Annotated in this window: 26 protein-coding genes; 8 read left to right on the forward strand and 18 right to left on the reverse strand. The window is 49.7% G+C overall.

The genetic code is table 11. From position 1 onward, the window contains the following. Positions 1 to 39: 39 nt before the first annotated feature. The 6 genes from BLT35_RS18535 to BLT35_RS18560 form a co-directional block, all read right to left on the reverse strand. Positions 40 to 987, reverse strand: a complete 948-nt coding sequence (locus BLT35_RS18535) for a substrate-binding domain-containing protein (RefSeq protein ID WP_074729359.1) — start codon at positions 985 to 987, stop codon at positions 40 to 42. 27 nt (positions 988 to 1,014) lie between these two features. After that, complete coding sequence (locus tag BLT35_RS18540; RefSeq protein WP_062409499.1) at positions 1,015 to 1,914, reverse strand: VOC family protein; 900 nt, start codon at positions 1,912 to 1,914, stop codon at positions 1,015 to 1,017. A 39-nt stretch (positions 1,915 to 1,953) separates the two neighbouring features. Beyond that, positions 1,954 to 2,457, reverse strand: coding sequence for an aromatic-ring-hydroxylating dioxygenase subunit beta (locus BLT35_RS18545; RefSeq protein WP_062409500.1), 504 nt, complete (start codon positions 2,455 to 2,457; stop codon positions 1,954 to 1,956). Positions 2,458 to 2,483: 26 nt separating this feature from the next. Then, entirely contained in the window at positions 2,484 to 3,770 is a 1,287-nt protein-coding gene (locus BLT35_RS18550) for an aromatic ring-hydroxylating oxygenase subunit alpha (RefSeq protein WP_254777608.1), read from the reverse strand. A gap of 182 nt (positions 3,771 to 3,952) precedes the next feature. Next, positions 3,953 to 4,735, reverse strand: a complete 783-nt coding sequence (locus BLT35_RS18555; RefSeq protein WP_074729365.1) for a 2-keto-4-pentenoate hydratase — start codon at positions 4,733 to 4,735, stop codon at positions 3,953 to 3,955. 84 nt (positions 4,736 to 4,819) lie between these two features. Further along, the gene (locus tag BLT35_RS18560) at positions 4,820 to 5,632 is read right to left on the reverse strand and encodes a 2-keto-4-pentenoate hydratase (RefSeq protein WP_254777614.1); all 813 of its coding nucleotides are present in this window, start codon (positions 5,630 to 5,632) and stop codon (positions 4,820 to 4,822) included. Positions 5,633 to 5,777: 145 nt separating this feature from the next. Between BLT35_RS18560 and BLT35_RS27110 the strand changes: the two genes are divergently transcribed. The 3 genes from BLT35_RS27110 to BLT35_RS27630 all read left to right on the forward strand — a co-directional run bounded on the left by BLT35_RS27110 (position 5,778) and on the right by BLT35_RS27630 (position 7,587). Next, entirely contained in the window at positions 5,778 to 5,918 is a 141-nt protein-coding gene (locus BLT35_RS27110) for a hypothetical protein (RefSeq protein ID WP_175472014.1), read from the forward strand. Between the two features lie 201 nt (positions 5,919 to 6,119). Beyond that, on the forward strand, positions 6,120 to 6,818 hold the full coding sequence (locus BLT35_RS27625) for an S-layer homology domain-containing protein (protein WP_254777609.1): 699 nt from the start codon (positions 6,120 to 6,122) through the stop codon (positions 6,816 to 6,818). Beyond that, entirely contained in the window at positions 6,787 to 7,587 is an 801-nt protein-coding gene (locus BLT35_RS27630; protein ID WP_254777610.1) for a CAP domain-containing protein, read from the forward strand. Before BLT35_RS27625 ends, BLT35_RS27630 begins: the two co-directional genes overlap by 32 nt. Positions 7,588 to 7,673: 86 nt before the next feature. Here the strand turns inward: BLT35_RS27630 and BLT35_RS18570 are convergent, their stop codons facing one another. Further along, the gene (locus BLT35_RS18570; RefSeq protein ID WP_074729367.1) at positions 7,674 to 8,564 is read right to left on the reverse strand and encodes a metal-dependent hydrolase; all 891 of its coding nucleotides are present in this window, start codon (positions 8,562 to 8,564) and stop codon (positions 7,674 to 7,676) included. Between the two features lie 607 nt (positions 8,565 to 9,171). Between BLT35_RS18570 and BLT35_RS18575 the strand changes: the two genes are divergently transcribed. Both BLT35_RS18575 and BLT35_RS18580 read left to right on the forward strand, forming a co-directional pair. Continuing rightward, positions 9,172 to 9,645: a ribonuclease H-like YkuK family protein gene (locus BLT35_RS18575; RefSeq protein ID WP_054819231.1), complete on the forward strand. Its 474-nt coding sequence runs from the start codon at positions 9,172 to 9,174 to the stop codon at positions 9,643 to 9,645. Positions 9,646 to 9,758: 113 nt separating this feature from the next. Next, positions 9,759 to 10,610 carry a polysaccharide deacetylase family protein gene (locus tag BLT35_RS18580; protein WP_062409506.1) on the forward strand — a complete coding sequence of 284 codons (852 nt, stop codon included), beginning with the start codon at positions 9,759 to 9,761 and terminating at the stop codon, positions 10,608 to 10,610. Positions 10,611 to 10,683: 73 nt separating this feature from the next. On the opposite strand, the gene BLT35_RS18585 is transcribed toward BLT35_RS18580, so the two are convergent. From BLT35_RS18585 to nfsA, 9 genes are all read right to left on the reverse strand, one after another. After that, on the reverse strand, positions 10,684 to 11,430 hold the full coding sequence (locus tag BLT35_RS18585; protein WP_074729369.1) for a sulfite exporter TauE/SafE family protein: 747 nt from the start codon (positions 11,428 to 11,430) through the stop codon (positions 10,684 to 10,686). Next, positions 11,427 to 12,800 (reverse strand): amidase, encoded by a 1,374-nt coding sequence (locus BLT35_RS18590; RefSeq protein ID WP_217634725.1) that lies wholly within the window; start codon positions 12,798 to 12,800, stop codon positions 11,427 to 11,429. Before BLT35_RS18590 ends, BLT35_RS18585 begins: the two co-directional genes overlap by 4 nt. Then, positions 12,793 to 13,752, reverse strand: coding sequence for a carbon-nitrogen hydrolase family protein (locus BLT35_RS18595; RefSeq protein ID WP_062409508.1), 960 nt, complete (start codon positions 13,750 to 13,752; stop codon positions 12,793 to 12,795). Before BLT35_RS18595 ends, BLT35_RS18590 begins: the two co-directional genes overlap by 8 nt. A gap of 18 nt (positions 13,753 to 13,770) precedes the next feature. After that, a complete protein-coding gene (locus tag BLT35_RS18600; RefSeq protein ID WP_074729371.1) occupies positions 13,771 to 14,808 on the reverse strand; it encodes an ABC transporter substrate-binding protein in 1,038 nt (345 codons plus the stop codon). Between the two features lie 28 nt (positions 14,809 to 14,836). Continuing rightward, positions 14,837 to 15,691 (reverse strand): ABC transporter permease, encoded by an 855-nt coding sequence (locus BLT35_RS18605; protein WP_062409510.1) that lies wholly within the window; start codon positions 15,689 to 15,691, stop codon positions 14,837 to 14,839. Continuing rightward, the gene (locus BLT35_RS18610; protein ID WP_062409511.1) at positions 15,691 to 16,515 is read right to left on the reverse strand and encodes an ABC transporter ATP-binding protein; all 825 of its coding nucleotides are present in this window, start codon (positions 16,513 to 16,515) and stop codon (positions 15,691 to 15,693) included. The genes BLT35_RS18605 and BLT35_RS18610 overlap by 1 nt, the downstream gene beginning before the upstream one ends. A 261-nt stretch (positions 16,516 to 16,776) precedes the next feature. Then, the gene (locus tag BLT35_RS18615) at positions 16,777 to 17,544 is read right to left on the reverse strand and encodes a GntR family transcriptional regulator (RefSeq protein WP_074729373.1); all 768 of its coding nucleotides are present in this window, start codon (positions 17,542 to 17,544) and stop codon (positions 16,777 to 16,779) included. A 256-nt stretch (positions 17,545 to 17,800) separates the two neighbouring features. Next, positions 17,801 to 18,295 carry a preQ(1) synthase gene (gene queF / locus BLT35_RS18620; protein ID WP_054819240.1) on the reverse strand — a complete coding sequence of 165 codons (495 nt, stop codon included), beginning with the start codon at positions 18,293 to 18,295 and terminating at the stop codon, positions 17,801 to 17,803. Positions 18,296 to 18,389: 94 nt separating this feature from the next. Beyond that, the gene (nfsA, locus tag BLT35_RS18625) at positions 18,390 to 19,247 is read right to left on the reverse strand and encodes an oxygen-insensitive NADPH nitroreductase (RefSeq protein WP_437438535.1); all 858 of its coding nucleotides are present in this window, start codon (positions 19,245 to 19,247) and stop codon (positions 18,390 to 18,392) included. Positions 19,248 to 19,498: 251 nt separating this feature from the next. Here nfsA and BLT35_RS18630 point away from each other — a divergent pair, with 251 nt between their 5' ends. After that, on the forward strand, positions 19,499 to 20,380 hold the full coding sequence (locus tag BLT35_RS18630; RefSeq protein ID WP_254777611.1) for a M15 family metallopeptidase: 882 nt from the start codon (positions 19,499 to 19,501) through the stop codon (positions 20,378 to 20,380). A gap of 73 nt (positions 20,381 to 20,453) precedes the next feature. Here BLT35_RS18630 and BLT35_RS27635 read toward each other — a convergent pair whose 3' ends face one another. Then, positions 20,454 to 21,125, reverse strand: coding sequence for a YutD family protein (locus tag BLT35_RS27635; protein WP_254777612.1), 672 nt, complete (start codon positions 21,123 to 21,125; stop codon positions 20,454 to 20,456). A gap of 43 nt (positions 21,126 to 21,168) precedes the next feature. Then, complete coding sequence (gene lipA, locus BLT35_RS18640; RefSeq protein WP_062409513.1) at positions 21,169 to 22,044, reverse strand: lipoyl synthase; 876 nt, start codon at positions 22,042 to 22,044, stop codon at positions 21,169 to 21,171. 180 nt (positions 22,045 to 22,224) lie between these two features. Here lipA and larB point away from each other — a divergent pair, with 180 nt between their 5' ends. Together larB and larC are read left to right on the forward strand one after the other, a co-directional pair. After that, positions 22,225 to 23,028 carry a nickel pincer cofactor biosynthesis protein LarB gene (gene larB / locus BLT35_RS18645; RefSeq protein WP_074729375.1) on the forward strand — a complete coding sequence of 268 codons (804 nt, stop codon included), beginning with the start codon at positions 22,225 to 22,227 and terminating at the stop codon, positions 23,026 to 23,028. Continuing rightward, entirely contained in the window at positions 23,025 to 24,011 is a 987-nt protein-coding gene (gene larC, locus BLT35_RS18650) for a nickel pincer cofactor biosynthesis protein LarC (RefSeq protein WP_083351338.1), read from the forward strand. The genes larB and larC overlap by 4 nt, the downstream gene beginning before the upstream one ends. The last annotated feature ends 21 nt before the right edge of the window (positions 24,012 to 24,032 follow it).

The following is a 24,032-nucleotide window of genomic DNA, read 5'->3' on the forward strand; positions in this document are numbered from 1 at the left end:
CCGGTTTTTTGCGCGATGGGGGAGTCCTGCTGTAGAATGCTATTTCTCATAATCATAAGGAATAAAGCTGTCGGACAAATCATACGGCTGCTGAATAAACCCTTGCTCAATGCATGCTTGATAGAAGGTTTCCAAAATAGGTTTGTTTTCGGACCACCCGTTCTCGTTCCAATCCCTTCCCCCCAGGCCCGATTCCGTTTGGTGCAGATGCCAATCGGCAAACGGCAGGTACAGGCTGGCCATGTGGGCCGCTTCCCGGTAACCCATCGCCTTGGATTTCTCGTAAACCTCCATGATTTCATCGATAATTTCCGGAGAGCTTTGCACGATTTCATCTTTGATCGCCATCACATGCGTAATCGGAGTGATTCCGGAATGGTGAACAAATTGAATCTGTTCTTCAGGAGACGGCGGGAATAACCAGCGCAGGCCATCGAATCGATCCGGTTTGCGTGCATAAAAGAAGCAATCGATCTCCCCGCTGCGCAGCAGCTCTTCCGGCGTCCCCTCCACATAGTCCCAATGGATCTGATGATCCTCGGGATAAGGCATGTTATCCATTCGGTCCTTACGAAGCGGGCACCAAATGATATCCTTCGCGTCTACTCCGTAATGATGGGTCAGCAGCCATCTGTGCCAAATGGAGGCGGTAACCCAATATTGAAATACGGCTACTTTCTTCCCTCTTAAATCTTTATAGCTGTTTAATCCGGATTCCCTGGAGCAAAAGGCATAGACTTGAGGAATTTTCCGGGCAAATACCGGCAGCGCCTTCAAGCTCGAATCGGTTTCCTGTACTTTGAGGAAGGTCGCCAAAGACATTTCTCCGATGTCAAAATCCCCTTTTAAAGTCCGCAAGGTGCATTCGTCAATGGTTTTGACATTCTCCGCGGTATAATCGAACCCCTTCGTTTCGATGGCATGGTGAAGCAAAGGCATCGTATGCAGGTAAAACGTACTTCCGATTTTTAAATTTCGTTTGGACAAGGGTCATTCATCTCCTTCATTCTCGAATTACACTTCTACGTGACCCACTTTCCCGATCCGCGGGTCGGAAGCGCCTTCCCACATATCCGTGGTGCGCAGCGTGTTGTCCAGCATTCTGGGCTCCCGCGGGTTCTCCTCCGGAAATTCCTCCATGCCCAGCGTATATTCCAGGGTCAAGCCGTCAGGATCCAGAAAGTACATAAAAATACTGCCTGAAGCCAAGTGACGGCCGGGCCCGAAAATCACCGGCACGTTATAATTCAGAAGTCGGTTTCTCGCGGTTCCCACATCGTTGATATCCGCCACCTTGAAGGCAATATGAAACATGCGGAGGTCATCGCCTTGAGCTATGCCGAAGGAGTGATGATACGGGTTAGGAAAACAGCGCATAAAGGCAAAATACATCTCGCCATCCGGTTTATGGCGCGTGTCGGATATTTTAAAGTTCAACACATCGGTAAAAAAGCGCACCGTCTCCTGAAAGTCAGGCACCCGCAGCACGATATGGTCCAGCTTCAACACTTTAATGGGATCGGGTTGATAAGGCTTGGCTCTTTGCAGCATCCGATTGTACAATTCGAAAGTGACTCCGTTGGGATCCTTGAACCGGAACGCCTTATCGATTTTGAGCAGGGATCTTTCCGCTTGATCTACCTCCGCCGGATGACATCCGGATTTCTCCAGAAGTTCAAAGGCTTTTTCGAGCTGCTGCGTGCTTTCCATTTCAAAAGCGATTCTCTTGAGTCCCGGTTTGTCGGATTGATTCAGAATCAGATTGTGGTAATCGGAGCTGGACGACAGGAAGGCGATATCCTCCCTGATTTCCCCCACCTGATCCAAACAAACCATGTCCCGGTAAAAATTCGCGCTGCGCTCAACGTCCGTTACATTGACTGCAATATAGCCAAGCTTTGTATAGCGAAGCATAGATCATCCTCCCATTTCGTTCAGGATTTCGCTAACGATTTACAGTAAAATGCTTACCGATCCCAGTTGCCCTAATTCCTCGGCATCCAATATCGCCTTGCGCTCAGCAATTTTCAACTGCCCGTCCCGGACCGCCAATTTATATTCGTACACGCCGACATACTGCCTGATCTGTTCGTTCCTCCTGTACCGCATGACCATAAAATTGGCGGAGGCGGAAATCATCTCGCTATCGCGGGCCGTAATCCGCACATTGGTAATCAGCCTTCTTGTACGGGAATGCGGATTTTCCGCATGGGCGTGGCGGCTCTTCAATCTTTTGATTCGCGAACGGATGCGGTCAATGTTATCCGCGACATGAAACAGCGTATTTTCCGGGTTCCCTCTGGGCACATCATTGGGAGGAACAAGATACCAGGCATCCTCCGTCAACAGCTCCCCCCATTCGTCCAGCCGCCATTCGTCCAATAAATAAGCTTCGTGATACAAAAAATCTTCAATATCAGATCGCTCAAAATCCTGCGTTGTCGTCCTTGCGCTCATGAACATTCCTCCTGGCCGCATGTACTTTAGTTTGTACCCGGTGTGGTCTCGCCTGTCATCAATTCGTTCCATCTTCTCCAGAACGTCCGCAGATGGATTTCGTCCGTATTCAGTTGTTCTTCTTTGTGCAAGCCGCGCGAAATGTCGGACCACTCCACCTCTTGATACGCTTCGTACCCCTGCTGGGCAACCTCCAATGCTTCCACATCGTCGGGGGTGGCAAATCCGCCCGGTCCGTAGAATGTCAAATAACTGTCCAGTCTGACTCTTCTCGCTTGCGGACTTTCTTCTTTTGGACCTAAGGCCCAAGCCGTGACCTTCATGTGATTATAGCTAACCGGGTAGAAGGTTCTCACGGTAATCGAGGATCCGTCGTTGATCACGAGATTCGGGAAAATGACGAGATTCCGGTTCGTTTCCGCTATCCTCATCCCCTTCTCTTCGCCAAGACGCTGCACAAGCTCCTTCCGCTTCTCCTCGATTACCGGCTTGGCATCCTCTCCGTAGATGGGCATCCATCTTGCAATGGGTCTTCCCCTGTAGGTTTTGTTATCGATGACGGCATGACCGTTGCCAAGCGGCTTGCCGATCCCGTGCGCCGGCATCAACAAGCCTTTGGGCAGCGCAACCTCCACACCGGAATCCTTCAAATAATCCAAATAAGTGATATGCGTAGGCACCACATGGTAGTCGTCGAAGCTGTTTTCCACCAGCAGCTTCCAATTCGCCTTCATGTCATATTCTTGTGTGCCTTGAATGATTTCCATATCACCGGTTTCGGATTGATCCACGATCAAATCCAGATATTCCTTGGCTCCGGCCAAATATTCGTCCAACGAAACCGCATGCTTGTCGAAATTCAAAAAGTAGAAGCCCCTGTAGCTTTCCAAGCGCGGAACGCTGTGCAGACCCATAAGCGATTTATCCCATCCGGGCGGATACGAGTCTTCGCCGGGGATGGCTATGGTATCCCCATTGTTGCTGAACGTCCACGCATGATAAAAGCAGCGGAACGTTTTGCAGTTGCCTTCTCTTTCCCGGCATACGAGCGCACCGCGATGGGAGCAAGTATTAAGGAACGCATGTACCCGGCCGCTGCTGTCCCGATTAAAAATGATCGGTCTGCCCGCGACATTTCTCGTGACGAAGTCGCCTTTTTTCGTTACTTCCGATTCATGTCCCACATAAATCCAGCATTGATTAAAGATCGTTTCTTTCTCTTTCTCCAACAACTCCGGCCTTGTAAAAACAGAACGGCTTACTTTAAACAGCATGCGTTCCGGATCGTCGATGATAAAGCGTTTACATGTCAATCGGAATTCCTCCTTTTGTTCCAGTCTCTAAGGTCTTTTCTCTACTTCCAATAATAAGGCAGTTCTCTTCAATGCTCCAATTGAAAGTGTCAATCGGCACCCATTGACAAAATTTATGGCCACGAGAAAAGCCGCCCCTTATGGAGCGGCCTCTCTTAGCTGCCTGGCATATCGGTTACTGGCTATTCCTCTACTCTGAATTCCATCGTTCCCAGACCGTCCCACTTCACGGTAACCGTATCTCCGGGCGAAAGCATCAGTGCTCCGGTCATTCCGCCGGTAAGGATGACCTGGCCTGCCTTCAGCTTGAGCCCCTTGCGGGACAGCATGCCGGCCAGCATCGCAACCGACTGGGCAGGATGGCCCAGCACGGCAGCTCCCGCGCCCAAATCCTTCAGTTCACCGTTAACCGCCAGCGTAACACCGACTAAATCAAGCTCCAAATCCGCGGGCTTTCTCATCGCTGAACCGATAAACACCCGCGACGCAGAGGTATTGTCCGCAATGACATCCGGCAGGGTGAATTGAAAATTCTCATACCGGCTGTCAATCATCTCAAGAGCAGGAACTACGTACTCCGCAGCAGCCAACACCTGTTCGATCGTTACCCCCGGGCCTTCCAGATCCTCGCCGAGAATAAAAGCGATTTCCGCCTCCACCTTCGGATGAATCAGCTCGCTCAGCTTCAACACATTGCCGTCAACCACCATGTAATCAAAAATGTAACCGTAAATCGGTTCTTCCACACGCATTTGTTTCATCTTGGCAGGACTCGTCAGCCCCATTTTGGCACCGATGATCCGGTATCCCTGCCCAAGCTTGATGCCGACAAGCTCCTCTTGAATGCGGTAGGCATCATCAACCGTCAGGTCGGGATGCTCCGTTGTGATCCGCGTAACCTCCCTTTTGCCGACTTCCGCATCGATTAAGCGTTGGGCTATGCTGATGTATTGGTTTCGATCCATAGCGTCCTCCTAGAACGAAGCTGCTTTATTTTTCTATTTGTCGATTTGCCGTTGTTCCCTGAACCTGGAATAGCTGCCTTTACCTTAGACATGCCGTTCCTTCCCCCTTGCATCATGTTTGTCCGTGAACCTTACGCCGACTTCGCCAAGATGTGCCAATCTGGCGTTGAAGGCATCTCCCGGTTCCGCATGAACCGCCGCTGACAGCGCCCCGGAAAGAATGACCTCGCCTGCTTTTAGCACAATGCCGAATTCAAATAATTTGTTTGCGAGCCACGCTACGCAGCGGGCGGGATGGCCAAGAGCCGCCGCGCCTACGCCGGTATTGACCATTTCGCCATTCTTGTACAGCACCATGCCGATTTGCGCCAGATCCGCTTCATGCACCTTCACCTGTTTGCCGCCCAACACGTACAGACCGGAAGAAGCATTGTCGGCGATGGTATCCTGAAGCCTGATTTTCCAATCCCTGATCCGGCTGTCCACAATCTCAAGGGCAGGCATCACATATTCCGTTGCCAGCAGGACATCGGTCACCGTCACTCGGGGCCCGATCAGATCACGCTTTAATTTGAACGCGATTTCCGCCTCCACTTTAGGTTGAAGTACACGGGCGAACGGGATCATCCCTTGGTTTTCCACCGCCATGGTATCCAACAAGTGGCCATAGTCCGGCTGATCCACACCCAGTAATTTTTGCATGGCAAGCGATGTGAGACCGATCTTTTTGCCGACGACATTGGCCCCGGCCTCGACTTTTCGTTCGATGGTTTTTAATTGGACATGATAGGCTTCCTCAATCGTGATATTCGGCTCCAGAAGCGTTAACGGTTCTACGCCGGCTCCTGTTTGTTCCGCTTGGGCCAGATGGTTCGCAAAGGATTCGCTCTTGATCACATTCACTGCTATTCCTCCTTCATAGCTTCATCTTAAATCCGCGGCAAGCGCCCTCACAAGGCTCCCGTTCCGTTATACGGAATTCCCCTCAACTGTTATAATATGGCGGGAGTTTAGGCACGCTAACGCATGGAGGTGATCGCTCATGAGTGGAAGAAACAGCAAACCCGATAATGACGGACCTGCAAGCAGCCCCAGCCGCCTTGATCAATTCGGCGGCAAGCTGGCGGAAGACACGGTATCCCATGAAGCCGCGGAAGCACGCAAAACCCGCAAAAAGAAATAGCGCTGCCACTTATAGAACAAAACCGAGGACCGCCTGCTGCCCCGCGCAGCAGACGGTTCTTTTGTTTTCCGCTCCAATCGCGGAGCTTCTATGAATCTAATACAATTTTACCATTAAATGGTATATAGTTGCATATGCTTAGAAAACCGACTAATATGGCAAGCCGGACACGAATTTTATAGGGAAGAGGAGGAATGCAAGTTGAATAAACGCTGGTTGTCTTTCGCGCTGCCTGTCGTTCTAAGCGTTACTTCTATACTATCCATCATTTCGTCATCCGCGGCTGCAGGTTTAAGCGGCTTTCAGGATATGTCCCGCCATTGGGCCTCTAAATCTGTAGCATGGGCAGCTGCCAATGGTATTGTCAACGGATATGAGGACGGTACGTTCCGTCCCGACCAAGTCGTTTCCGAGCCCGAGTTTCTTGCGATGCTTTTACGTGCTTATCCGGAAACGCCAGTCCCTTCGGCGCAACCCGGCGCTGATTGGTACGAGCCTTATTATGATTATGCCCGGCAGCAGCAATGGCCGGTTCTTAACAGCCCTGACCGAAACTTGTATAACCGGGGATATGTGGCCCGATTGATTGCCGCCACCCAAAAAGGGACGATGGGCTTGAACGATTCCATCCGCTTTTTGCTGGATCAAGGCTTGTCGCAAGGGAAAACCGCTGCCACGATCGAAGGCTATCAGGCAGAGGACAAACTAACCCGCGCCGAAGCGGTTCAGTTTGTTTGGAATATCAAGCAAAAATTCGTCGGCTTGAATGCGGCGCCGGCACCGGCACAGCCGCAACCCGGCGTTTCAGTGGTTGCGGACGTGCCGATATCCGTCAAGGGTATTGCGCTCGGCGACTCTGTCGAATTCGGTGACGCAGAAGCTCGGAGCTCCCGCCCGTAAAGATACAAGCGAGTACGGCTTCCAATGGTATATTTATAACAAGGATTACAAAGATTACGTGCAAATCGGCATTAGTGGAAATAAAGTCGTTGCGTTATACTCGCCATCGAACAACTGGCGCACCGATCGCGGCATAGCGGACGGTTCAAGCCAGGCCGAAGTGGAAAAGCAGTACGGCGCCCCGGTCTCGTTCATTCAGAAGGGCAGCACCCGTTTTATGATGAATTACGGTAAAGGCGAGTACGGAACCTATGAAATCAATGGCGCCTATGCTACCTTCTTCTACGACGTGCACCGGAACCATGCCGTCACCGGTGTTCAGGTGATCGGCAAGTCAACGGAGCTTTCGCTGGAAACCTTCTATCCTCAGGCCAGCGATGCGCTGGCAAGAGCGTACGAGCGGCAAAGCTTCGACCTTGCCAATGCAGGACGGGCGAAGCTCGGACTGTCCCCGTTTGTCTGGGACGATGCCATTGCTGTGACAGCGCGCAAACACAGCCAGGATATGGCTGCCAAGGGTTACTTTGACCACACGAACCCAAGCGGTTTAAGCCCGTTCGACCGAATGAAGCAGGACGGTCTCAAATTCCGCGCCGCTGCCGAGAACATCGCCGCAGGTCAAACCAGCGCTATCTTCGCCCATCATGGTTGGATGAACTCGGAAGGCCATCGCAAAAATATACTCGGCAGCTATAAAAACCTGGGTGTCGGAGTTTACTTTGGCGGAAAATTGAACATCTACTACACACAAAATTTTTACACGCCTTAAAGCTTGAACCAACAAAGACCGCCTCTTTCCATGGCATCAGCCTGGAAAAGAGGCGGTTTTTGTTAGATAATGCATGACAGGAGTGATCACAGCGCCTGCTTGTCCATATATTCAAAGAGGAACGATTGGCCGTTGCGGTAAAAGCGCGGGTCGTACAAGCCCAAACGCTTGTCATCCTCTACAACAACCACGAACGGCGCCCACTCGTACAGCGTCTTGGCCTTGGGGTTAGCGGCAAACAATGCCTCCAGATCGGCATCTTCATTCGATTTCAGTTGTGTCACCGGCCGAATGCCTGTCCATACGGTTCCTTTGGACAATTCAACCGTATTGCCGTGCTTTCCGATGACCGTAAACGTCCCGGGGACAAAATCCGCGGCAAGCGCCACTTGTTCGTACTGATGGTTCACCTGCTGATAAAGCGTATAGCCCTGGAAAGACTGTAATCCTACGTGCAGCGCAATCAGCAGCCATACGGTACGGTACACCCGGTGCGAAGGCACCTTCAACCGCCCGCTTCTTTTGCGAAAAAATACCCACAGCCATCCGCCAAGCATGAGCGCCCAGAATACCAGATCGACGATCGGAATGGTGCCGAAGGTAATGCGTACCGTCGAAAACGGCTCCAGATAGCCGGTTCCCCAAGCGTTGAACAAATCGCTGGTGTTGTGGATGAACACGGCAATCATGCCGATGACAAACCAGCTCCAGCCCTTGACCTTCCACACAAGCCGGGCCATTCCCGCAAGCAGGGCCGCAAAAACCGGCACCAGAAAGACCGAGTGGGTCAATCCCCTATGCCACATCTGATAGCGCCCCGCCGTATCCCACCAAGCGGAGATCACATCAATATCGGGAATTTGCGAGCCCGTTACGGTCGTGAACAGGAGCGCCTGCTTCTCCCCGCGGGTCATGCGGGATTTATCTACAGCGCCATAAAGCGTTAAACCGAACAGTGTATGTGTAATGGTATCCATCCAGCTGTCTCTCCCTCTTGATTGAAAATCCACTTACTTAAGTATAGCTTAGTACGGTTTTGGAGACAAACTGTAAGAGCACCTGGCATTTCGTTATGAAGCCTCGATGAAGCAAAAAAATACCGCCCGGCTTAAAAGCCGAACGGCCATTTTGTCTTCACTGCAGTACGTTTGAATGGTGAAGGTAAACGTAAACCCCTGACCTAAGACCGATAGTCTCATGCAAACAATCCAACAAATGAAAATCTCTGGTATTATTCCTTGCGGTATATCCGTTAAATAAAGCGAAGCTTTGACAAAAAAACTAGAGCGACCCAATTAGTCTTATCCATCCGATCATAGACAGCCACAGCGGAATACTGAGCATGACTCCGATAAGCAAACCGACAGGCAATCTCCCCTCCATGGCTTCCAGCCTCCTTTGGGACTGCAATCGCTTACATTAATATTATATGTTGAAATTTTGTTATTTTACTATATTTTTCAGAATTTTTAAAAAAATTTACGCCGACAAAAACACAATTTGGCTGGGGACAAACTATTTCTCCGCTTTTTAGAGTAAAATAAATAATAAAAGCTTCGTATATGCCTTAAGGAGTTGGGAGTTATGTTATTCGTCAGCCCGACATGGGGTACCGTTTCCATTGATGAAATGGTATCGCAGCTTCAAGTTTACGTTAAGGAAGACCCGGATGCAAAATACAAGCTTGTCATCGGTACCGATTCGCACACCACGAAGCGTTCGACGACCCTGGTTACCGCACTGATCATTCATCGGATCGGCAAGGGTGCCCGTTTCTTCTACCGCAAGCTGAACAGCCGGCCGCTTCACGACCTGCGCTCGCGGATTTATCGGGAAACTGAGCTTAGCCTGGAGCTGGTGGAGCATCTGAATAAGAACGGCATGGGCGAGCTTCTGCTCGCATGGCCTCTCGAGATCCATATCGACATCGGTCAAAAAGGAGAGACCAAAGTGTTGATCCAGGAAATTTGCGGCTGGGTCACCTCCGTGGGGTACGAAGCACGAATCAAGCCGTTATCCTTCGGCGCCAGTTCAGTGGCCGACCGGTTTGCCGAGTGAGAACGTTAAAATAAGTATAAAAACATGAGTCCGAGCGCTTGATATTCGGTCGAAGAATCGCTATAACTTACTATAGGCTTTATTTTCTTCCAACCCTCTGAAGGAGATTCTTCATGACCAAAAATATATTCGCCGCGCTGCTGCTCGCGGCTGTCTTGATCAGCGCATTCGACACGTGGGGCCCCAAGCTGACGGAAAGCTACAGCGACCAAGTCACCGTTCTGATGTACCACCATGTGCACGATACGGACCAAAGCTCAAGCACCGTGTCCAGCACGCTTTTTCGCGACCAGCTAAGCTTTCTTCAATCCAAGGGGTACCGCTTCATCTCATTAAGCGAGTTTGAGAAATTTTACGAGGGCGCTCCGGTTCCCGATAAGGCAGTGCTTGTCACATTCGACGACGGGTACCGAAGCTTCTACGACTATGCCTATCCCGTCCTGAAAGAGCTGGATATCCCGGCCGTAAATTTCATTATTACTGCGGATTTGGACGATCCGACGGCTCCCATGATTCCAACGCTTTCCAGAGAGCAGATTCGGGAAATGCTGAGTTATCGCAAGGACATGTTCGATTTTCAATGCCATTCTGACAACCTCCATTATAAAAAGGACAACCTTGCCGCACTGACCGGCAGACTCGACGGTGAGACGGAGGAACAATACAATGAGCGAATACAGAGCGACAGCCAGGCTTGCGTTCAGAAGCTGAACGAGCTGTATGGCGGCAGCCGTACAGTAAACGCCTATGCGTATCCGTTCGGAATTTTCTCCAAGACCGCTCAACAATGGATTAGCGAAGCCGGAATCCGCTATGCCTTTACGATCGTCAACGAAATGGCGACCCGTGCCAGCCATCCGCTGGAAATTCCAAGAATCAATGCGGGCAATCCGAAGATCAAGCCGGAGCTGCTCGACAAACAAATCATGCTTCGGATCGAGCGGGTCACCCACCTGCCTAAATAAAATACATGAATCAATCTTAAGCAAAAAGAGGTTGTCCCATAAGCAGATAAATCTGCTGAGGGGCATCCTCTTTTTAATCCAATTGATGAATTAATAAAAGCATCGCACTTACGACCGGCGTAACCACCATGCCGTATCGCAGGATAATTCGCGGAAGTCTTTTGGTCAGCTTTGCACCGATATATGAACCCACTATCGTACCTAGAGCGACCTTCAAAAATAATGATGAATCGAAGAATCCATTTTGCATAAATCCCAGAGCGGCCGCTAATGAAATGGGTATTAACACCAGCATGGTTGTGCCGGCAGCCGCAAACATTGGATAGCCAAGCCATTTCAGGAGGGAAAGTTGAATAAAAGGAGCTGCCCCTATGCCAAACGTTCCCGAAATCATTCCGTTTCCCAAACCGATGATGGACGATCTTAATGGATATAATTGTACCTCTTCCGCGGCAGAATGCTCCAAATTCAACCTTGTTTTTAACCATATCATTAACCCCGATAAAACCAATGCGGTTACCGTGAAATACATTAATATTTCCGGGTCAATGATTTTGGTCATGCGAGTACCCACATAAGAGCCGACGGATCCGAAAAAGCCAATAAAAAGACCTTGTTTCAGGATCAAATTCCCTTCCCGAAAATGACTCCAGCTCCCTGTCAAAACACTTAAAAACATCACGGCAGCCGCTGTTCCCAGAGCATGGTAAATAGGGATGTCAAAGAAGGTTACCAGCACCGCAATAATAAACCCGGATCCCCCCGCTCCAATAAATCCCAGCACAACTCCTAAAACAAACATGGTCACAATGATCATCATATGACTTTATTGACAAGTTCAGGCGATTGTTTGTGCCAATCCGATTCCAGCTGAAACAAATGGCCTACATCAATCAGTTTCTGTTCCTGCATTGGAGCAGCGATGAGCTGCATGCCTAGAGGGAGGTTTTTATCCTTTGAAAATCCAACCGGCAGCGTTAAGGTCGGCACACCTGCATTGGTGAATGGCAAATTATAAGCGGGCGAACCCGTTTCTTTAATTCCTTCGGGAGCCGGCGACGGTGTCGCAGGAGTGACCAATAGATCGACATCTTTGAATACATCGCATAACTCCTGGCGAAATACAGAACGGATACGTTGGGCCTTTAAGTAATCAATTGCTTTAATTTGTAATCCTTCACGAATAAATTGCTGCAAATAGGCATGAAAACGGGATGGGTCTTTAGCATACTGATCGGCATGATAACTTGCTGTTTCACATTTCATAACGATATGGTGGGCTGCATTGCCCGCCTCCAAGCTTTTGGGCAGGCGGACGGGAACGGTTTTGATTCCCAATGATTGCAGCAAATGAACCGCATTCTCAATCGCCGCCGCCATTTCAGAATCTGCATCCTGAAAATAGGAATCGACGACAATTCCGACCGTATAATCCTTATTGGTTTGCACTTTCAATGCTTGCTTAGGCAAAGTCCAAGTGGCCGTATCGTCTGGGTCAGGGCCTGACAGCACATTGTAGACGTGAACTGCATCTTCCACCGTCTTCGTCAAAGCGCCAACATGGTCAAGGCTCCAGCTTGCGGGAATCACACCCGCTTTGCTTATTCGTCCGTACGTCGCCTTCAGGACGGTAAGCCCGTTGTAAGCCGCGGGACGAGATAACGATCCCGCAGTTTGCGTACCTAACGTCATCAATGCCATATTTGCCGCCAATGCGGCCGCTGAACCGGAGCTTGATCCACCCGGGGTATGATTTACATTCCACGGATTTCGGGTTTCAGGGGCTCCTCCCCAGTTGGCGAATTCCGTTGTCGTTGTTTTCCCAAGCAATACGGCATCTGCCTTTTGCAACCGATGAACGACTGTTGCATCAGTCTCAGGAACAAACCCTTTAAGTACGTTGGAGCCGGCTTCCGTCCGGATTCCTTTGGTATAAATAATATCCTTCGCCCCATAAGGAATGGCAAATAGCGGGGGAAGTTCTTCTATTGTCTTCATTTTCATTTCTAAAGCTTTTGCCTGTTCCATAGCGGTTTCCTGCTGAAAGGTAACCCACGCCTTTACATGCGGTTCCCATTTTTCAATGTGTTTGAAAAACAGAGAAATCAATTCAGTGGGTGAAATTTCCCTTTTTTTTAACATTTGATTCGTACTGGCAATCGTTAAATGCTGCAGCTGTGTCTTAATCAATGCCTACAACTCCTTTGGGCCCAAAAAGAGGGGTAATTTCTCTTTCGATTGGAAAGCTTCTGACTTTTTGGACTTCCTTTGAATAAGCATGATATACATCGACTTGAAGATGGTTTAACAGGTTCAACCGCTCTCTGGTCTCGCGTATAAGATTAGGATCCAACGTTACAGACATGATTTGCCAAGGATTTTCGTCAAGACCATCGCTTAAAGAATTACCCATGGGGTCAAATGCACAAGTCAAGCCAAAGAACTTCAATCCGGAACGGCCGACATTTGCAGCGCGCTCCTCTCCTGCGCGATTAATGCCTAGTACAAAAACCCCGTTTTCTCTGGCTCTGGACTGACATTCGGCAAGCCATGCTTTCTTTCTGTCGTCTCCGGAAGCCGCGGTGGGTATTACAATCAAATCTGCCCCCTGTAAAGCAAGCGCCCTGGCGGCTTCCGGAAATGAGCGGTCGAAACAAATTAATATTCCCACTTTATAGCCATTCACATCAAACACCGGGAAATGAGTGCCCCTATTAAAATAATAGGTTTCGTCCGTCGTTAAGGTGGGAAGGGTTAGCTTCGGAATATGCGTTTTCCGATAATATCCTTGCAATTCGCCATGATTTGAAATGACGATGGCCGTGTTAAAATAACGCGTTCCATCTTTCTCTTGTGCTTTTTCAAAAATGGTAGCGATAATATGAACATTATTTTCTTTTGCTTTTTTGGAAAAATAGGAGAAGGTTGGACCATCCGCCGGCTCCGCCAGCTCAAAGAACGTTTCACTGCCTGTTGTACAAAAATAAGGAACGGTCATAAGTTCAGGAAATACAATCAGATCGGGTTTCCTGCCTTCCTGCAAGGCCTGGTCGAATAGAGCGGACAACCGCTCCATTCGATGATTGTACGCATCACCGTCCCGGTACGGTCCAATCTGCAATCCTGCCACTTGAAGAGTCATAGGGTTTCATTCTCCTGTCTATTCATTCGGGATAAAACTGGCATCCACAATATCTTCATACTTCATATCCGTCTTGATGTTGCCCACAAATTTCTGCATATCGATGGCAACTTTAAAGGCCTCTTCCGTGATGTTGGCGTTCGGCGGATACACATTGCTGTCGATCATACGCTGTACAGCATTGTCTACTACTTCGCCATCTAATTCGGGAAATTCTGCCCGCGCCACTTTTTTTGCAATTTCGGGGTTTTGGTGAATGAATTTCAGCGACTCATCCATCGACTTCACAAAGCGTTTGACCAAGTCGGGATTTTTTTCCATTAACTGAATGGACGTATTAAATGTGGAGAAGGCATACTCGGGATATTCTTCCGTAAAGTTATAAATTAATTGAAGTCCTTGAGATAAACCTTGTTCAACCTGCGGCTGATAAGCAACAGCGATATCCGCCTGCCCTGCCAGGACAGGCCCTAGCTCAGAGCCATTTTGCACTTCCGTCACCGTTACATCCTTTGTAAAATCAAGACCATGATCGCGTAACAGCCGTTTCAGCAATGTATTGGAGGTTCCGGGCGCCAAACCGACGACAATCCGCTTTCCCCGCAAGTCTTCAGGAGAGTTAAACGCTACATTTTTATTGGCAAGAATCCATACAGGAGCACTATTGGCAACGGCACTTACCGCCTTGGCATGACCGCCCTTTTCCTTTGCAAACCCGACATGCTCCGGTCCATGTACGGAAAATTGGGCTTCACCGGCTAAAACAGAGGCCAGGGCGGTCGGTCCTGTACCGGCAGAACGGATATTCGAAATTTTGATATGATTATTTTCAAATAATCCCTCTTTGTTCGCAACGTACAGCGGCAAGTAAAGGAGCGTGTGAAACGCTTCTGTCACAAGCACTGTATCCATTTCCTTGTTGGCATCGGATTTCGCCGGATCCGGTGCTTCCGCCGCATTCGTCGATGGTGCAGGAGAAGCCGAATTTCCGGATGAACAGGCTCCAAGAGCGGCCACAAGAATCGAAAGGATAAGAATTAAAAACGTTTTTTTCATGGTATGGTTCCTCCCGCACAGTTGAAAGTTATTTTGTCTTTTCTAATTCAGCTTGTTCCCATGGAAGCAATTTGGATTGCAGCTTCGTCACGATGGCATACAGCAGGATCGCTACAAGCATCAGCGTCAAAACCCCAACCCATACCACATTCAAATTGAAGAGGTTCCCGGCAACAAAAATCATTCTGCCCAGCCCCTTATCCGATGAAATAAATTCACCCCCGATAACAGAAATCAAAGCAAAGCCGATATTCAAACGAAATGCGGAAATTATCCATGGCAGTGTCGATGGAATGACCACTTTCCGGAATATTTGCCCCTTCGTGGCGCCCAGCGATTTCATTAAATGAATGAGACTGGAATCGATTTGATGGGTACCTTGGTACGCCGATAGAAGCGCAACAATGAAGGTGGCAATGGTCGCCAATGCCATTTTTGAAAAGATGCCCGAGCCGAACCAAATGATGATCATGGGGGCAAGCGCGATTTTGGGCAGGCCATTCAACGCTACAACAAACGGATCAATAACTTTGGCAGCCCTCTCGGAATACCATAGTAGAAGCCCTACGCCAGAACCTAATAAGCTCCCGATAATAAAACCCGTAATCGTCCCGTACAAAGTGGCTATCGTATCCGTGAACAGCTGCCCCGATTGGATGAGTCGAATGGCTTCGCTCCATATGCCTTGCGGAGAACCCATTAAGAAAGCATTGACGAATTGGAACCGAACGGCAAGCTCCCATAATCCCACGATGGCCAGTATAATGAGTATGCGATAAAAATTGAGAATCAGAAAAGGGCTGCGTGTTTTCTTTTTTTCTTTTGGTTTTACATACACTGTTGAAATGCTTTCCTTTTTTACTCCCGTTTCCAGTGTGGCCATCAAGATTCCCTCCCTATTTGAATATCCAAATCAGCCCATATTTGGTCAAAATACGAATTATAACGCGGATCTGTCCTTGCCTTCATGGCCGAACCGTACTCCTGGGCAAGTCCTACATCATATACTTTTTTTACAAAGGTGGGGCGTTGGCTCATAACGGCTACCCGGTCAGACATCGCGATGGCTTCACCAATATCATGAGTAATTAAAACAACGGTTTTATCATAATCCCTCAGAATCGTTAAGATTTCTTCCTCAAGCACAAGCCGCGTCTGATAATCTAATGCGGAAAAGGGTTCATCCAACAAAATAATGTCGGGGTTGATGACGAGCGTCCGGATTAATGCCACTCTTTGTTTCATTCCGCCAGAGAGTGTGGCAGGGTAGGCGTGTGCAAAATCGGCTAAACCGTATTTGGCCAAATATTCCAAAGCTAACTCTTCCCGTTCCTTTCTGGATCTTCCTTTCACTTCAAGTCCAAGACTTACGTTTTCGATTACTGTTCGCCAAGGAAACAACAAATCTTTTTGCATCATATAGCCGACATGCCCCGTGGATGATGAAACATCATGTCCGTGAACACTGACCTGGCCTTCCGAAGGTTCGAGCAAACCGGCAATGATGTTAAACATCGTACTTTTCCCGCAGCCGCTCGGTCCAACAATGCTGATAAATTCCTTATCCTTAATCTCAAGCGTGATATCTTTGATTACCTGAACCATATTTCCCTCTTGATCATAAAACCATTTCTTGACTCCTTGTAATGCAATGGCGCTTTTCGTTTTTACATTCTCATTCCGGCTCTCAACAAAATTCAGGACCATTGATCTTCCCCTCCGAGTTGTTAAGTTGTCTTTACAACTATTACTAAAAAAATAATGGATGGTTCAGCATATTTTTGTTAATTTTTATTACACATAATGATACATAATACTTAAAACACCGTTTATATATGCCCTAATTATAATATCAATTGCATTTTTTGTAAACATATTTGTAATAAATAATGACATAAATTATTAAGTTAAACTTATTATCGTATATTTATGTTATATTTATTAACATGAGAATCCGAGAAATGTATCTTATTCGTTATTCGCCGGTATATTCGTAAAATGAACATTCGATTCAAGCCGTATTTGATCGATTTCAAAGCTAAAATGTGAGCCAAGGTAGACAATCTTCACCTTTTCTATCGGCTGATTATTTGTTGTGTATACCACCCCTTTCCACAGCATCAACGGCGTTCCAGCTTTGACGAGCAGAAGTTCCGCTTCTTCTTTCGTAGCCGCAACAGCTTGGAATTTTTGCTTGGAGTAGCTGGGGAAGTGATTCGATTTAGCCAGCATTTCATACAACCCATAATTCTCCAGGTCCTTATTCATTAATTCGGGATCAAACGCTTTGGGGATAATGGAGGTTCGAATGGCCAGAGGTGTTCCATTTGCCAATCTTAAACGAACGATTTCAAATACCGGACTGTCCGGCTCTATATTCAATTCATTTGCCAATGGAACGGAGGCGTTATATTGCTTTTTGGAAATCATCTTTGCGCTATGGTTTAGTCCGATCATTTCCATATCCTCGCCGAATGTGCGCAATATGGACGCTTTTCCCGTAAACATCGGGCGGGCAACGTAGGTTCCCAACCCCCTCCTTTTTTCCAAATAACCCTCTTGTACCAGTTCGGCAAGCGCTTGTCTGACGGTCGGGCGGCTAATTTCATGCATTTCCGAAAGCCGATGCTCCGTCGGAATTTTCTCGCCGCTTTTAAATTTTTTCGTTTCAATCTGGGTAATAATCCATTCTTTTAATTGTATATAAAGCGGCAGTCTATTATGTTGATGAATCATCCGTCATCCCTCTTTTGTTTACTTAATGGAGTTTTGCCGTATTCCAATGTTTTTCTGCAGATAAATTCAACAAAAGTGCCTTAAAACCCTTGCGGGATAAAGAATTTTTGATAATGAAGCCGACCTTAAGCGGAACATCGCAGCACACGGAAATATGACAGCAAACAAAAACCGTGATACCCGCTTCCAACGGGCTCACGGTTCATTTTATTGCCGGGAGTCTCCAAAGCCATGTAAACCCGGAGTCTCTTACCGGTCAACGGTTGTCTACCTTTTCCGGATACAGGTCATGATTCAGCAAGCGGTGCTCCGCCATTTGCTCATACTTCGTTCCCGGCCGGCCGTAATTGCAGTACGGATCGATGGAGATTCCTCCGCGCGGAGTGAACTTGCCCCAAACTTCGATATACTTGGGATCCATCAGCTTGATCAGGTCGTTCATGATGATGTTCACGCAGTCCTCATGAAAATCGCCGTGATTGCGGAAGCTGAACAGGTACAGCTTGAGCGATTTGCTCTCTACCATCTTGCGGTCCGGAATATAACTGATATAGATGGTCGCGAAATCCGGCTGTCCTGTAATCGGACAAAGGCTCGTGAATTCGGGACAATTGAATTTTACAAAATAGTCGCGGTACGGATGCTTGTTATCGAACGATTCGAGCATCTCGGGCGCATAAGTCATCGGGTATCGGGTTTGCTGGCTGCCGAGCAGCGTCAGCTCCAGCTCGTCCTCTTTTCTTCCTGCCATAGGGCTGTAGCTCCTTTCAAGCTTGCTGATCTATTATTATAACGGATTTGCTGTAAGAAAGTAAGCGGGGGTTGGAGAACAAGCCAGAGCCGCATTACGCTTTGGAATCGGGAGCTTCCCGGTCGTGATCCCAAAACCGCTGCGAGCTGATGAATTCCTTCATATGCAATCGGGACGGCGTACCCAGTTTGACCTCCATGGCCTGCGTCCAATTCGTATCCTTGGCGCCGTTTGTTCGATCCAGCATATATTGCTTCATTGTCTCATCGTAGGCTCGAATCAGATTTTCATAATTCTCCGCCGAGTATACATCCTCATGCAAAACCGCCTCATAAGGCAGCCTCGGCCTGATCGAAGGGGATTGGTCCGGGTAGCCGAGACACATGCCGTACACCGGAATCACATATTCCGGCAGCTTCAGCAAAGCGGATACCTCCTTGATCTGGTTGCGGATTCCTCCAATATAGACGGCTCCGAGCCCCATGGATTCCGCGGCCACGACGGCGTTCTGGGCAGCCAGGGCTGTGTCTGTTATGGCGACAACCAGATTTTCCGTGGTACCGATATACCCTTCTCCCTCGGCAAACCCGCAGGCGGTTTTGAGCCGGTACAAGTCTGCGCACCAAACCAAAAATACGGGGCATTCCTCGACATAGGCTTGATTCCCCGCAAGTGCGGCCAGCCGGCTTCTTTTATCCCGGTCATTGATTTGAATCACACTATACGCCTGCATATTGCTGGATGTGGAGGCCATCTGGGCCGCACGGATAATCGTCACCAGCTGTTCCTTGGTGACAGGCTCCTGTTTAAATTTGCGTATGGACCGGTGATTCATCAGTTTATGAATGGCTTCATTCATGGACATTCCCTCTCCTTTGCTGCGATCGTTTAACGGCGCGGCATACCGAAACTCCCGCTCAGGCTGCCGCCACAGCTCAATCATATCCACCATTACCACTTTACGATACTGACAAGCGTACTGCAAATTTTTAGGATGGCATTTGACGGATAAGAGCGATACAATGAACAATGATGAATCAAAAAGCCACCCGTCATTTAACATGCAGATTACGGTCGTTGATCATCCGCGGGACGGTCTGTCCTGCAAAAAATGCAACTTTTCCCGGTTTCTTATCGTCAAACCATATAGAACTGGACGCATGCCAACTCAGATATGCCAATGTGAGAAAGGATTTGTTTCTATTGAATTTACGTCTAACCGCCGCTGCTGCTCTGCTGCTGACTTGCATCGCTTTTACCGCTTCCGGCTGCGGAAACCCTTCTTCAGTCGAAGTCGGACAAGGAGAAACCGGCGGTGCTCCCGCTGCCCAAAACCCTGGCGATCCCCCCGCCGCGGCACCTTCCCAACCGGATGATACAGTAAAACAAGGAGGATCTTCGGAAACCGGGGGCGCTGCGAAGGAACCGACGAAACCGCCGGCAAACCTCCCGCCGTCAGGTAAGGGGGATGATTCTTCGATCCGGGTCATTGCGAATCCGGAAGACGTCGCTGTTCTTGTCAATAAAACGAACAAACTGCCGGAAAATTATAATCCGAAAGATCTGGTCGAACCGAACGTGCCTTTCATCTTTAAAGAAAAATCGGAGAAACGCATGCTCCGGAAAGAAGCCGCCTCGGCGCTTGAGGACTTATTCGATGCTGCCAAGAAGGACGGCCTCCCGCTGGCCGGGGTTTCGGGCTACCGCTCCCATGCGACACAAAAAACGCTTTATAACAACTACGTCAAGCGCGATGGAGAAGCGGCCGCGAATAAGTACAGCGCCAAGCCGGGACACAGCGAGCACGAAACCGGACTTGCGATCGACGTCACCGGAAGCAGCGGCAAATGCCCGGCGCAGGACTGCTTTGGGGATACGAAGGAAGCCAAATGGCTGGCCGAGCATGCACAGGAATACGGCTTCATTATTCGTTATCCGAAAGGCAAGGAATCGATTACCGGCTATCAGTATGAGCCATGGCACCTGCGGTATGTCGGGAAGAATGCCGCCAAAGAAATCGCCAAGCAGGGCATCACGCTGGAGGAATACACCCACGGCGGGGTCCCGGTCTCCAATCCGAAATAAAAAAGTCCCGCTCTCCCCTATACGGAGGGCGGGACTTTGCTTATGCTTCCACGCGGGAAGATTCTGTTTTGGCTTATTGCTGTTGATTGGACTTGTACCCTTTCCCCTGCTTATGCACCGGCTTTGAGCCGAAAACCGCTTGCTGTTGTGCAGGCTGGGCCTGGTTTGCTTGGTATTGCCCGCGGGGGGCTCCTCCTTGCTTGCCTTCGAAGTGCCGCGAAGACGTTCCGGACTTGGAGCTCCGCGGATGCTGTCCTTTGCCATTCGGAGGCTGGTTATTCCGGCGGCTTGCATCCCACGGCTGAACCTCGGACGGGGATTTCATTTGTGACAGGGCTTGTCCGGCCGGCCGCTGTTCCTGATCCCGCTGCTTATGCTCATCCGTCTCGGATTCTTTGGATTTCTCCGGCTCTCCGTCCTGCCAAATTCCGCTTTCCGGAACCGATTCGCCGGGATGGCCTTGAGGCTGCTTGTTTCCGACTTTTTCGAGAATAAAATAAGCGCAGCCGAAGTTGCAGTACTCATTCAAATAGTCGGGCAGTGTCGAGATAATCGTATCTTTGCTGCCCTTCGGATGATTATCCTTAAAAAAACCGCGGAGACGAAGCTGATTATAGCCCCAATCCCCGACAATATAATCGTAACGTTCCAGCACTTCGCTGTACCGGTCCCGGAACGCCTCAAAACGCCAGCCATTCTTGTGATCGACAATCACTTCATATGTTTTGCCCGATATATGAATCACGTTCTCTGCCTCCTCACGATCTTACGACTGCCGAGTCAAGCTCTTACGACCGCTGCGCCGATTTCACTTGATCGTGCGCATGATATGAACTGCGCACGAGCGGACCGGATTCCACATGGCTAAAGCCGCGCTTCATCCCTTCTTCCTTCAGCTCGGCGAACTGCTCGGGCGTATAATATTGCATGACCGGCAAATGATTCACGCTGGGCTGCAGATATTGGCCAATCGTCATAATGTTGCAGTCCACCGCCCGCAAATCATCCATCGTTTGCAAAATCTCGTCCCATTCTTCACCTACACCCAGCATGATGCTCGATTTGGTTGGAATGTTTGGAGCGATTCGCTTCGAGCGCTCCAGAAGCTCGATCGAACGGCGGTATTTGGCCTTGGCCCGCACCCTGTCGGAAAGACGCTCCACCGTTTCCACATTATGGTTCAGTATATTCGGTCCGGCTTCGAGCACCGTGCGGAGCGCTTCTTCGTTTCCTTGAAAATCGGGGATCAGCACTTCCACACTGGCGAGCGGCAAGCGTTCGCGCAATGCGCGGATCGTAGCGGCAAAAATCGATGCCCCCCCGTCCTTCAAATCGTCCCGTGCCACGGATGTGACCACCACATGGCTGAGCCCCATCTGTTCGGCGGCTTCGGCCACACGCTCGGGCTCCTGAAGGTCGAGTTCCGTCGGCAAACCCGACGTTACCGCACAGAACCGGCAGGCCCGTGTGCATATGTCTCCAAGAATCATGAAGGTAGCGGTCCGGTTCGCCCAGCATTCGTGAATGTTCGGACACTTCGCCTCTTCGCACACCGTATGCAAAGTTTTCCCGCGCATCATATTTTTTAATTCCTTGTAATTGTCACCGGTAGCCAGCTTGATCTTCAGCCAATCGGGTTTACGTTCTATTTGTCGAGTCGCCATAGAGCTTCCCCGCTTTCTTCAGAAAATAAATATCTTCAAGGAAAGTATACCACAAACCGGAATTTAACGCAGAAGGAAAAATAATCGTACGGTCGGATCAACTGCGCTTCGAATTACATTCCGCAGGAAATATGGTACACTAGGAAAAGGGTTGAATTTGGGAGGATAGTCTTTTCCGATATGATGAATACAGATCAGATTTTGAAGCTTGTAGCATCGGGAGATCTCGATATTGCCGATGCTAAACGTCTATTGGAGGAAGCGGGGGAAGGTCGGGGACTCTGGACTGAAGCCCTTCCTGTGGACGATTCCCTCGGGTATGCGCAGCTTGACCTTAAGAGAGAGGCAAGAACCGGCTTTCCCGAAGTTATTTTTGGCGAGGGAAAATCCGCGGAGCAGATTACCGCGATCTTCGAACGGCTCATGGCACATACGGACCGCGTGCTTGCGACGCGGGTCAGCGGGGAGAAGGCCGCATATATTCTGGAACGCATACCCGCCGCGGCCTATCACGCCGATGCCCGGGCGATTTCCTGGCGGTCTAGAGATGCCCGGACAAATGAGGAAGACGGATACATCGCCGTCGTGTGCGCGGGTACATCGGACGTGCCTGTCGCCGAAGAAGCCGCCGTCACCGCCGAATGCATGGGCTGCCGTGTTGAGCGTGTGTACGATGTCGGCGTGGCCGGCATCCACCGGTTGTTCCGCCGGCTGCCGCTGATCCGCTGCGCCAGCGCCGTTGTGGTCGTCGCCGGCATGGAAGGCGCTCTTGCCAGCGTGGTCGGCGGTCTCGTTGCGGTTCCGATCATTGCGGTCCCGACAAGCATCGGCTACGGCGCAAGCTTTCAGGGCATGGCCGCGCTGCTGTCCATGCTGAACGCCTGTGCGCCAGGCATCTCCGTCGTCAATATCGATAACGGTTTCGGCGGCGGTTATAACGCTTCATTAATCCATTACAACCGGGTAAAGAGGGATAAAGAATGAAACTTTTGTATTTGGACTGCTTCTCCGGTATTAGCGGGGACATGACGCTCGGGGCGCTGGTGGATGCGGGGGCCGATCGCCATTACATAGAAGAGGAACTCCGCAAAATCAAGATCGAGCCCTTCACGCTGGAATGGAAGCGTGTAAATAAACGGGGGATCTCCGCGCTGAAGCTGGATGTTCTGCCGGATCCGAACACCCCTCCGAAGCATCATCGCCATTATTCGGAGATTGTGGAGCTGATCCATCGGTCAGGCTTCAACGAACGCGTGGTCAAGCTGAGTCTGTCCATCTTTGAAAAAATCGGCATAGCCGAAGCCAAGATCCATAATATCCCCATTGAAAAAGTACACTTTCATGAAGTCGGCGCGATCGATTCCATCGTTGACGTCATCGGGGTGGCATTGGCTATCGATTCGTTGAATATTGAGAAAATCGTTTCCTCCGCCGTTCCGCTGGGTTCAGGCACGGTGCACTGCGACCACGGCATTTATCCGGTACCTGCTCCGGCGACGCTTGAAATGATGAGAGGACTGCCTATTGCCCATACCTCGATTGCGCTGGAAATGACGACTCCGACCGGAGCAGGGATTGTATCCGGCCTGGTGGACGAATTCGCCAAGAGTCTGCCTCCCATGATCGTGGAAGCCATCGGCTATGGCGCGGGCACACGGGATCTGCCGGAACAGCCCAATGTTCTGCGGGCTATCGTAGGAGACGCCGACCCGTATGCGAACAAATGGCGCATTCATCACGAAGAAATTCACCATGAACATGCCCATCATCACAGCCATCACGATGAGGACCATCATCACCATCACCATCATGATCATGGGCATAACCACGATCACCATACCCATAGTCACGATCGCCATGGACATGGCCATCAACATCATGAACACACGCATCACCATGGGCACCAGAACCATGAAGAAGGCCTGTGCCAGGAGCCGCGGCACGAATCCGCGTGCAACCACGGCTAAAGAGGTTCACGATCCCGATAT

This window comes from Paenibacillus naphthalenovorans (assembly GCF_900099895.1).
Classification (GTDB): Bacteria; Bacillota; Bacilli; order Paenibacillales; family NBRC-103111; genus Paenibacillus_G; species Paenibacillus_G naphthalenovorans.

Bases quoted from the DNA above. Each gene is read 5' to 3' on its own strand.
- BLT35_RS18540 (WP_062409499.1), bottom strand. From the start codon at position 1,914: ATGCTTCGCTATACAAAGCTTGGCTATATTGCAGTCAATGTAACGGAC.
- BLT35_RS18545 (WP_062409500.1), bottom strand. From the start codon at position 2,457: ATGAGCGCAAGGACGACAACGCAGGATTTTGAGCGATCTGATATTGAA.
- BLT35_RS18555 (WP_074729365.1), bottom strand. From the start codon at position 4,735: ATGGATCGAAACCAATACATCAGCATAGCCCAACGCTTAATCGATGCG.
- BLT35_RS27110 (WP_175472014.1), top strand. From the start codon at position 5,778: ATGAGTGGAAGAAACAGCAAACCCGATAATGACGGACCTGCAAGCAGC.
- BLT35_RS18570 (WP_074729367.1), bottom strand. From the start codon at position 8,564: ATGGATACCATTACACATACACTGTTCGGTTTAACGCTTTATGGCGCT.
- BLT35_RS18575 (WP_054819231.1), top strand. From the start codon at position 9,172: ATGTTATTCGTCAGCCCGACATGGGGTACCGTTTCCATTGATGAAATG.
- BLT35_RS18580 (WP_062409506.1), top strand. From the start codon at position 9,759: ATGACCAAAAATATATTCGCCGCGCTGCTGCTCGCGGCTGTCTTGATC.
- BLT35_RS18585 (WP_074729369.1), bottom strand. From the start codon at position 11,430: ATGATGATCATTGTGACCATGTTTGTTTTAGGAGTTGTGCTGGGATTT.
- BLT35_RS18595 (WP_062409508.1), bottom strand. From the start codon at position 13,752: ATGACTCTTCAAGTGGCAGGATTGCAGATTGGACCGTACCGGGACGGT.
- BLT35_RS18600 (WP_074729371.1), bottom strand. From the start codon at position 14,808: ATGAAAAAAACGTTTTTAATTCTTATCCTTTCGATTCTTGTGGCCGCT.
- BLT35_RS18605 (WP_062409510.1), bottom strand. From the start codon at position 15,691: ATGGCCACACTGGAAACGGGAGTAAAAAAGGAAAGCATTTCAACAGTG.
- BLT35_RS18610 (WP_062409511.1), bottom strand. From the start codon at position 16,515: ATGGTCCTGAATTTTGTTGAGAGCCGGAATGAGAATGTAAAAACGAAA.
- BLT35_RS18615 (WP_074729373.1), bottom strand. From the start codon at position 17,544: ATGATTCATCAACATAATAGACTGCCGCTTTATATACAATTAAAAGAA.
- queF (WP_054819240.1), bottom strand. From the start codon at position 18,295: ATGGCAGGAAGAAAAGAGGACGAGCTGGAGCTGACGCTGCTCGGCAGC.
- nfsA (WP_437438535.1), bottom strand. From the start codon at position 19,247: ATGGTGGATATGATTGAGCTGTGGCGGCAGCCTGAGCGGGAGTTTCGG.
- lipA (WP_062409513.1), bottom strand. From the start codon at position 22,044: ATGGCGACTCGACAAATAGAACGTAAACCCGATTGGCTGAAGATCAAG.
- larB (WP_074729375.1), top strand. From the start codon at position 22,225: ATGATGAATACAGATCAGATTTTGAAGCTTGTAGCATCGGGAGATCTC.
- larC (WP_083351338.1), top strand. From the start codon at position 23,025: ATGAAACTTTTGTATTTGGACTGCTTCTCCGGTATTAGCGGGGACATG.